Origin of the sequence: Leptospira bouyouniensis (assembly GCF_004769525.1) — a bacterium.
Lineage (GTDB): Bacteria > Spirochaetota > Leptospiria > Leptospirales > Leptospiraceae > Leptospira_A > Leptospira_A bouyouniensis.
This window is the reverse complement of the sequence record NZ_RQFT01000002.1, coordinates 58,964-68,631: the sequence shown is the minus strand read 5'-3', so window position 1 is coordinate 68,631 and position 9,668 is coordinate 58,964. Positions and strand designations below refer to the sequence as shown.

The following is a 9,668-nucleotide window of genomic DNA, read 5'->3' as shown; positions in this document are numbered from 1 at the left end:
TACTGAGCACAAAGCTGAGTAAAATTGACGTCATTCTGGAAGCTATCCAGAACAAATTGAAATCTTAAATCCACGATATTATTCTCCTTCCAAGGCATCCCCAAAGCCCTCCTGTAAAGGTGATCTAAAGGGATTAGAAACCTGAAAGTGTTACCTATGTCCTGAGGCATACAAGCATTGGCTTTCGCATAACGAACTAGACTTACCGAAGTTCCTCGACCCTGAGTCCCGAAGGGACGTTAGGGACTGGAACGAGGCTTGCGGAGGCAAGAGGAGTTCCAGAAAGGAATGTGTCGCAGACCGAGCGAGGGCGCAAGTCCCGACGCGAAGCGTTAAGTCGCTGTTATGTGTCGTTTTTAATGATTTCTAAATCTTGAAAAGAAACTTTGGATATTTCTTTTCTGATTGAATCACAGCTAAAATTTGATTTTTGAATTTGCCTTGCAGTATCATTGTACCAAAACATATTTCCTTCGCTAGAAAATGTATTCCTTATAGACTCAATTTCATTAAAGCATCTATTAGCCCAAGCAATAATATCTTTTACTTTCCATAAATAAATGTTTTTTGTATTTGGTAGATCATTCAAATCTATCTTTTCACAATTTGATACAATGATAGAGTATAACGGAATCTCTTTTTTTAATTTTAATCTTTCTCTTGTTCTTTCAATGTGTCTATTTGCTTGATCAATTTTATGTGTAGTAATTTTATTTTGATCTAAGGCTTCATTATTATCCTCAAAAACAAATGCGATTTTATTAGGCAGGTACCAAATACAATCTGATGAACCTGAATCCAGAGGCTTATCGATCGCGAATCCTAAAAATTCACCTAAGTGCATATTGGCAATTTCAAATTCTGTTGCTTTCTTACTATTCAATCCATCTAAAATACTAAGTTTTCTTTTGTTGTAGTTTCGGTTTGATATAATTCCAGTTTCAATGAATAATGTTTCTAAATTTTGCGCTTGTAATAACGAAATTTGATCAATTTTTGAATCTTCGGTGTGAAGACTTTTTATTGAGAGGTTTGTGACTAACTCTCCAAGCCAAGCTCTTCCGAGTGGACTAGAAATAGATTGTTGAAGATGTAATTTCGAATTTTCCATGAAAGCAGTATTTTGAGATTTTAAGAATAATTGAAAATATATATTTGAGGCGATGTAATTCCAGAAAATTCGAAACGGCTGTAATTCGCTGTGATTTGCCTTCGAAAGAATTTCTTTTACATAATCTAGTGATTTTAATAGGTCATTATCCCAGAATGATAATTGAAATTTAGATTCAAGTTTTGACAATTCAGCTAATTCTGATTGATAGGGGGCTATTTCCTGATTTTTTTCATTCCTTATCGCTATGATCGCTTTTTCAGCATCTAGCCACTCTGTAGTTTGATTATTAAAAAAGGAAATTAATTCAGTCAGTGACTTAATTTCAGTTAAATCGCTTTGGTCTAGGCCAAAGGATAGTTCTGCTTGTAGTTCTGGATGAAATGACTTTGAGTTAGATTCAGAAAGTAGATACAATGGTAATTTTTGACCTAATACAACTATCATAGAATTATCTAACGTTGACCTATTGCATCTTCCAAGTGCTTGAGTAATATTAGTATTTAATTTGTTTTTAAGTAAAAACGACCCGCCCAGTTGATTGATAAGAAATGAATCTTGTAGCGATAACGTTTTAGGAAAGTCATCAATAAACATAAGTTTACACTCATCTCCAGGAAAATTCATTCCATCGTATCTATTTGCGATTATTGCTATTGCATTCTTTGTTGAGATAAATTTATCCTTAGACGACTCAATATCTCTTACTCCAAAAACTGTAACCGATTTAAGACTTCTGAATTCCTCCTTTAATTTATTCGCTTTACTGTCGCTAGCGACTAGATATATAGCTCTATCAAAGCATTTGAATATATCAAAAATTAATTTTCCTATTTCAGCAGGTTCAAATGCCTTTGATGGAAAGTAAAAAAACCTTCTACCTACTCCCTGCTTCTCTGATCCAACTTTACCACTTACCTTTTCAATTTTGTCTAAACAGTATAATCTGTTCAAATATCCATCGTCGCCTAGCGTAGCAGAGAGAAAAATCCGTTGTTTAGCATTTCGAAAGGAATCGAACGTTGGAATAGGGAGGATATATGGCCTAATTAAAATTTCTTCACTATCAAGGAAAATATTACAGGAATGTAATTTACTTCTTAACAAGGACCATGCAAATTTATTAGGATCTGAATTTATTAGATTTTCATCCAAACATTCGATTAGCTTAGGAATCAAAGTCGCGTATTGATGAATAGGGAGCAAAGTACTTGAATTTGCATTTTTTGTAATCTCGCCATTAAAGTATGGAAAATCATAATTTGATAAAATTGGCTTTAATTCTTCTAAAAAGGCAGAAAATGCCCCTTTATTTGATTCGTCTCTTGGAGTTAGGTTAATTGAGAATAATTGAGATAATGTTGACTCTGCTGAATGAGCGTCATCTATAATTATAATATCTGGATCTGAAAAGTACGGATTTATATTAAAGAAAGAATAATAAGTTGTAACAGTTATTTTACTGTTAGTCTCGTATTCCATAGTTTCTTTTTGGCTGAACTCGTTTTTTGCTCCTACCATTACATTTACTTTTATACCATAGCGATTTTCCGCTTCAAACTTTGTTTGATAGGCAAGTTGTTTTGTGGGGCATAAATAAAGAATTTTGTTTCCATATTGAATTCGCCTCCACTCTGCAATTAAAAGCGCAACAAGAGTTTTTCCTGTTCCAGTGGGCATCTCTAATGCAACATTTGGTGAGTTTAGGAACTTTGATGTATATTCATTTATTACATTGCCTTGAATGAGCAATGGTCCTGCAACTTTCCTTTCTTTTATATCATTAAATAATTCAATTGGTGAGTTATAATTACTTTTTTTTTGATTTTTTATTTTAAATCCCATGAGTTACCTCTGTGTTACTATCGATTTTAAAAATGACGCATAACTGAATTTATTAGAGTTTCGTTTTTTGTCCGTAAAGTAACAGATTCATCTATTGCATCTGAAGTGCAGTCTTTACTAGCCAAGCTTTCAGATACCATCTATTATGAAGCAATATGCTTCTTCCGATAATATAGATTATGTCGCTTAACAGGCGTTACTGCTTTTGAGTGTACTCGTACAGGAAAGTGAATTGGCAACATCTGAGATCGCTCAAATAGGCTACACTTTTACCCGTCAATTCTATAAAACTGCTACTTTGGATCAACAATTTACGACCTTTCGAATTCTAAAATTTGTAAGGTAGCGACCTTAGGCATAGCTTCGCCCCCTCAGTCCCATGAGCAAAACAAAACAGTTGTTCAATTAAATTCTAAATGCATCAACTGTATTTTAAAATATACAGTAAAACTTAAATCAAAAGTAGATGAAATACAGTAGAGGGCTGATATCCTAAATTTGATAAGGTTCAATTTTATTGATTTCAATCTATTTAGAAATTATTGCAAGATTTCGTTAAAAAATTTTATTATATACAGTGATTTAATACTCGCTAATTTATTCGTAAAAAATCCGATCAATTTGCCGCCAAACTGACAATTATTAATACAAGTTAAATTATCTTAGGAATAGGGATTTTTATTAAAGTCTCCCCAATATGGAAGTTTACAATGAATAGTTTGATTTTCATTTAAATCAAACTATTCTTCAATTGATTTGCAATCATAGGAAACCATAAGAGGTGGACTCTTAAGAAGCCCTCAGCACCCTATTCGTTTCTTTCTTCAAATATTCTTCGGTTTCAATTGCTAGCTATCTAGTTTTTATAATCGTTTTTGTATTATTTTTCAAGATTCTTAGCCAACAATGCATCCTTTCATGACGTCCATTCTGAGATGGTTTCCCAGGTTGGATCCGTTCCGGTCGAATCCCGAGTTTTAACCACCAAACAGAAAGACTTGTGAGGCCACCAATCGCCTTACTTGCAAATGGAGCTCCATTGTCCGACTTAATGGCAACTGGAAGTCCGTATTCTTTAATAACCCTTTCAAATACGGCTTTTGTTTGCTCTACATTCGCTTTGTTTAAGATTTCGCAGGCAAGTAGATAACGACTATGCGCATCGGTTATCGTCAATGGATCACAACGATGCCCGTTTCCTCCAGTAAAATGGCCTTTAAAGTCGACACACCAAACATCATTAGGAGCAACAACATCAGAAAACGGAAAGAGTGATTGTGGAACTCTTGGTCGTTTCTTCTTTGGTTTGATAAGTCCTTTTTTCCTAAGAATATTACCAATTGTTGTTTCACTGGGAATGTGTTTTAGTCTGTGGAATCGTGCTTTTAATATGGGCCGAAGTTTCTTAGGTCCCCAAGATGGATGTTCTTCTCGTAAATCTATAATCAATCGAACAATTTTTTCTGGAGTTTCATTGGATTGAGTGATCCGTTTTCTGGATTTATCTTTGAGTCCATCGATTCCTTCCGACTCGTAGTTCTTTAGATACTTATATCCAGTTTTTCTTGAGATGTTGAAGTCTCTGCAAAGATCAGCAAAACACCATTTGCCACTTTTAACAGCTGCTATAAACTTGATTCTTTCTTCTATCACTTTGGTTTCCTTCCAAGGCATCGGATTGTCCTCCGATACTCATTGTAGATGTTACCTATGTGAGTTGTCTCTTTTGTTACCTATCTGACCTTCCCATACCGTTTATGAGTGTACTCGTACATCCTTTACAAAAAGTATGATTAAAATCCTGATTCAATATTGCCATTTAGTCGATAAATTACATCAAAATTTTTAGAATTGAAATAATTGGGAACGAAAGAACTCATTAATTTCCTAATCTGAAATCAATTCACAATTTTTCAAATGGAGATTTCGAATTAAGCTATAAATTAAATTCAAAATTAAAAGTATTAAAATGAAACACTGGAGATACATTTCATTTTTCCGTTCTACTTTCTTGATTTTCTGTAAAAGCGAACGATTCAATAAAAATCTACTAGCGCTTGCCTAAAACGCTTTTTACTAAAAATATCCAAAAATTCGAAGAGAAATCTCAAAATTTCCAAGAAATTAGTATACATACGAGTCATTATTTTTTACTTTATTACAAATTTAAGGACTAAAAAAGTGAAGAAACTTCTTTTTAAATCTACTCTTATTTTCATCTGTATAGTTGGATTAAGATGCGCAACTTTTAAAGCAAATAAGTTACCTCTGGTACAAGCTTCAGATTATGTATCTAACAAAACAGAGCGAGTAAAAGTATTCAGTCGTTGGAAATTTGAATCGCCACCAGGTATTGATCCAGTTTCTTGGGCAGCGATCCATAAAAGCTGGTTTGATAAGGCTATTTTAGAATCTGGCTGTTGTGATCTTGTGGAAGGTCCAAAAGAAGCGCAATTGGTTATTGATGGTGTTGGTTTTGACGATACAAGCGCATGGTTAGTACTTCCTCGACTTTTTAATGCATCTTCGTTAACCATTATTCCATTTTGGCAAACTATCAGTGTAGACATTAAGGTATCTGCAGTGAAAGGAAATAAAAATAGTAACTATGAATTAAAGGATTCTGTGACGATGGTATCTTGGTTACCTATGATTTTTGTGTTTCCATTTACTGGTGGTCCAACAAAGAATAAAGAAGAATTGTTTCTTAATACTTATCAGACCTTGGTAGTACGATTAAAGAAAGATGGATACTTATAGTCCCATAACACTGGTGTTAAAAATGACAAATAAAATTCTTACTACTCTTTTACTATTGTTTTTTATTTCAAATTGCAAAACAAAAGATAGCAATGATGATTTAACCACATTTCTATTCCTGCAACTTGCAACTCAGCCAACTAGCACTGCTGTAGTCTCAACCTTTGCTGGACAGGCCTCCTCAGGTCTGGTTGATGCGACAGGTACAGCAGCAAAGTTCAAACAACCGAATGGCATAGCTTTCGATAGCGCTGGAAATATGTATGTTGCCGATACTGGTAATCATTGTATTCGCAAAATTACAAGTGCAGGTGTTGTAACAGTTTTTGCTGGATCAGATACTGGTGTTTCAGGTTTAACAAATGCAACAGGAACTGCCGCACGATTCAATGAACCTTTTGGAGTTGCTGTAGACAGTGCTGGAAACGTTTATGTCGGTGATTCATTAAACATGGTAATTAGGAAAATTACAAGCGCAGGTGTTGTCACTACTTTGGCTGGTGGAGGCGGAGGAATGGGTGCTGTCGATGGAACAGGTGGTGCAGCAAAGTTCGACCAACCTCTAGGGCTTGCAATTGATACTGCCGGAAATATATATGTCGCCGATGGCCAAAATGATGCCATTCGTAAAGTTACAAGCGCAGGTGTAGTAACTACTATTGCAGGTTCAACTACCTCCGTTTCTGGCTTTGTTGATGGAACTGGAACCTCTGCTAGGTTCACTCGTCCAAGTGGCATCGCAGTAGATAGTGCAGGAAATCTTTACATCGGAGATACGAATAATAACGCAATTCGAAAAATCACAAGTGCCGGTGTCGTAACGACATTAGCTGGTTCTCCCTCTGGAATTTCTGGTTATGTGAACGGTGTTAGTACCATTGCTCGATTCACGCAACCAATTGGAATCACCTTGGATAGTTCTGGTAATCTTTACGTCTCTGACTCCACAAACAGTGCAATTCGTAAAGTTACAAGTGATGGCGTAGTAACATCCATAGCTGGTGCTACAACTCGTATTTCTGGGTTTGTAGATGGAATTGGATTCAACACAAGATTTAATCAACCTTATGGAATTGCCACTGATAGTAATGGGCACTTATTTGTTGGTGATTATGGAAATAATGCGATTAGGAAAATCGTTCCTTAATTTGATTAAATTCCAAAAATCAAAAATACCTTTGGTTTTTAATGCCAGAGGTATTTTTTATACCTGATTTAAACAAAAGACCCAGGACTCTTCATTCATGAGAAATATCTTAATTTTTATTATTCCTTTTATATTTATTTTAAGTTGCACAAAATCAAATAGTGAAAACGAACTCACTAAAGAAGCATTAGAAATTAACAAACATGCACTAGTCATTGCAAAAAGTAATCCAACGGAAGCCTTACAACTTTTTAAAAAAGCAAGCTTGTTAGATCCAAAAAATCTAGATTATATTAACAACCAAGGAGCAATCCATTTAACATTAAAACAATATGACCTAGCAAAACCGCTATTCATATCAACGATTCAAATAAATCCAAAATATATACGTGGCCATTATAATCTGGGGAAATGTTTTTACGAACTTGGCGATTATAATTCAGCATTAAAAAGCTACAAAAAGGCGATTCAAAATTCACCAAATCATGAAAATTTAGAAGCACGATTCAATCTTGCAGCTACCTACGCAAAATTAAAAAGGAAAAAGGACGCAATCCAAGAATATAAAATATTTTTATCAAAAATAGATCCATCAAACAGACAAGCAATTGATGAAACGAAAAAGAGAATCCAAGAATTGGAGAAAAAATAATCTACTCAGATGTGAGAATCCCTGCTATTAAAATAAATAAAATACAAGGGAACAAGCTTATCAAAATTCTTTTTCTAAGTTTCAATTTTGAAATTATACCAGCATTTTTAATAGCAAGATAAAATGTCAGCAAAAAACTAAAAAGTAAAAGGTAAGTGTTTATGATCACAAACCACTGGCGTAAGTAATGATCACTTGGAAATCCATTCACTAAAAAGAATACATAGCTCAGACTCATGGTAGACATTGTAAATTGCCATGGCAAATAGGATGTGAATCCCAAAATTGCTGCACCACTCCAGTTTAAATCAGAATCTCCAAATAGATAATCTGCCAAGACATATGCACTAATCAAAAATCCCAGATACAGTGAAACTAAAATTAAGATTGTAAATTGATTGATTGGATAATGCGTTAGTAAATAGATAAAGAATCCAAAATATTTAATCTGAGCAAGTGATTCATAGGTTAAATCTTCTTGGTATTTTAAAATAAAATCAAAATTTAAAAGATATAGTATATTTGGAAGTAACATGCCAACGAACTGAATGCATAAAAAAGAATAAAAACTAAACTTAAGAATATTTTTAATTCCGAAATTTTTATTAGAATCTTTATTAATCGAAAAGTTAAACTGAATATTAAAAAGAAAATAATTTATGAATTTTTCCCAAGTATTTTTAAATTTTTCGATCATCTTCCCACTTCCCTTTTTCTAAGATCTCACCTTTTGCATTTTCTAATTGGCCATATCCATTTCGTTTCCCGTTTCTGGCTTGGCCTATGTAACGTTTTCCTTCGGGATAAAAAAGGATTCCGTATCCTGATATGAGTTTTCCTCTTTTGTAAAAGCCACTCCATTTTTTACCTTCGTATCCAATGAGAGCTTCACCTTCTAAAAAATCTTTTTCCCATTTCCCTTGGATTGAATAATGGCCGATCGAAAACTTCCCAAATCCTTCCCGTTTGTTTTTCTGAAACTTGCCAGAAAAAACATTTTGATCTGGGTATGTGTAAATTCCGTAACCCTCCATTTGACCCATATCCCAATCCCCTTCGTAGACGGCTTTGTCTTTGAAATCCATTTTTCCATTCCCATTGGGAATTTTATTTTTTAGCTGGCCTGAATAGATTTCACCAGTAGAGTATTGGATCTTACCAAAACCACTCGAACAATCTCCAGAGAGGCAAATAATTGAATTTGAAAATTGGGATTCGCGGTATTTGCGAGTGCCATAAAAGATGGAACCAACGAGGAAGAGAAGAAAGCCAATGGAGAATATGATTTTCTGGGTTTTGGAGAGATGATGGAGGGGGGTTAACTTAAATTTCATGAGTAAAAAGATGCCGGCTAAAAATAATGATTAAAATTTAGAATTTTCTTTTACTGCCCAATAGCCAGTTTTATATTCGTAGTCTTTGTCAAGTTTTGCTTTCAGTTGGTAATAGCCAGATTTTTGTAAATCTGATTCGAAATCAGGGAATTCCCAGTATGCAAAGAGTTCACAATAATTTTTTGTAAAAAAATCTTCATCTAAAATATAGTTACTAACCTTTACATTCGGTATAAAATACCTTTTCCCCTCTAAAGTTTTTTTTTCTGCTAAGAAACCATTTACGAAACCATAGTATTTTGCATCATGCCAGTAATTTGTACCAGCTAATCCATTCGTCGTATCTAATGAGTCAGGAACGTATGGCTTCGCATTCATAATTTCATCAGAAGTAAGAGGAAGAAAAACCTTCTTTCCTTCAACATTATCTGTATGAATGATAGTTTTGTGAATCAATCGGTCTCTATAAAAATAAAAGGTGACTGACATCCGTTCTCTCGTATTATAACGAGTTGATCTTACATCGCGAGTAACAGTTGTACTTCCGCCAAAGAAAACAACTATCTTTGAAACCGGAATATATTTTAAATATTTAATTCTTTTCGGAAGCGTAAGATTATAAGTAAATCTTTCATTAAATTTTCGACTACCAATGAGTTGATACAATTTTTCTTCACTAATACCCAAACCAATACCACTAACTATTTCAGGAAGAATAAAATAACTTACATGACGATCTAGTTCGTCTTTCGCATTGGAAATGAAAATATTTTTATCTTCTAACAAATACTTATTAACTAGGTGAAATTTGCTCGATAA

At 34.0% G+C, this 9,668-nt stretch carries 7 protein-coding genes and 1 pseudogene; 3 read left to right on the top strand and 5 right to left on the bottom strand.

The window, feature by feature from the left end:
* Positions 1-343: 343 nt before the first annotated feature.
* Together EHQ43_RS01555 and EHQ43_RS01550 are read right to left on the bottom strand one after the other, a co-directional pair.
* Positions 344-2,956 (bottom strand): DEAD/DEAH box helicase, encoded by a 2,613-nt coding sequence (locus tag EHQ43_RS01555; RefSeq protein ID WP_135769982.1) that lies wholly within the window; start codon positions 2,954-2,956, stop codon positions 344-346.
* A gap of 876 nt (positions 2,957-3,832) precedes the next feature.
* Positions 3,833-4,630, bottom strand: a pseudogene (locus EHQ43_RS01550) (DDE-type integrase/transposase/recombinase); the annotation flags it as partial.
* Positions 4,631-5,137: 507 nt separating this feature from the next.
* Here EHQ43_RS01550 and EHQ43_RS01545 point away from each other — a divergent pair.
* From EHQ43_RS01545 to EHQ43_RS01535, 3 genes are all read left to right on the top strand, one after another.
* Complete coding sequence (locus EHQ43_RS01545; protein ID WP_244242588.1) at positions 5,138-5,716, top strand: hypothetical protein; 579 nt, start codon at positions 5,138-5,140, stop codon at positions 5,714-5,716.
* 22 nt (positions 5,717-5,738) lie between these two features.
* Positions 5,739-6,863, top strand: coding sequence for an NHL repeat-containing protein (locus tag EHQ43_RS01540; RefSeq protein WP_135769981.1), 1,125 nt, complete (start codon positions 5,739-5,741; stop codon positions 6,861-6,863).
* A 97-nt stretch (positions 6,864-6,960) separates the two neighbouring features.
* The gene (locus tag EHQ43_RS01535) at positions 6,961-7,515 is read left to right on the top strand and encodes a tetratricopeptide repeat protein (protein ID WP_135769980.1); all 555 of its coding nucleotides are present in this window, start codon (positions 6,961-6,963) and stop codon (positions 7,513-7,515) included.
* Position 7,516: 1 nt separating this feature from the next.
* Here the strand turns inward: EHQ43_RS01535 and EHQ43_RS01530 are convergent, their stop codons facing one another.
* From EHQ43_RS01530 to EHQ43_RS01520, 3 genes are read right to left on the bottom strand one after another with little or no spacing between them, the layout of a single operon-like run.
* Positions 7,517-8,212: a hypothetical protein gene (locus EHQ43_RS01530; protein WP_135769979.1), complete on the bottom strand. Its 696-nt coding sequence runs from the start codon at positions 8,210-8,212 to the stop codon at positions 7,517-7,519.
* Positions 8,196-8,849 carry an MORN repeat-containing protein gene (locus EHQ43_RS01525; protein ID WP_135769978.1) on the bottom strand — a complete coding sequence of 218 codons (654 nt, stop codon included), beginning with the start codon at positions 8,847-8,849 and terminating at the stop codon, positions 8,196-8,198. The genes EHQ43_RS01530 and EHQ43_RS01525 overlap by 17 nt, the downstream gene beginning before the upstream one ends.
* Positions 8,850-8,879: 30 nt before the next feature.
* The gene (locus tag EHQ43_RS01520; RefSeq protein WP_135769977.1) at positions 8,880-9,635 is read right to left on the bottom strand and encodes a hypothetical protein; all 756 of its coding nucleotides are present in this window, start codon (positions 9,633-9,635) and stop codon (positions 8,880-8,882) included.
* Positions 9,636-9,668 lie beyond the last annotated feature (33 nt).

Bases quoted from the DNA above. Each gene is read 5' to 3' on its own strand.
- EHQ43_RS01555 (WP_135769982.1), bottom strand. From the start codon at position 2,956: ATGGGATTTAAAATAAAAAATCAAAAAAAAAGTAATTATAACTCACCA.
- EHQ43_RS01540 (WP_135769981.1), top strand. From the start codon at position 5,739: ATGACAAATAAAATTCTTACTACTCTTTTACTATTGTTTTTTATTTCA.
- EHQ43_RS01535 (WP_135769980.1), top strand. From the start codon at position 6,961: ATGAGAAATATCTTAATTTTTATTATTCCTTTTATATTTATTTTAAGT.
- EHQ43_RS01530 (WP_135769979.1), bottom strand. From the start codon at position 8,212: ATGATCGAAAAATTTAAAAATACTTGGGAAAAATTCATAAATTATTTT.
- EHQ43_RS01525 (WP_135769978.1), bottom strand. From the start codon at position 8,849: ATGAAATTTAAGTTAACCCCCCTCCATCATCTCTCCAAAACCCAGAAA.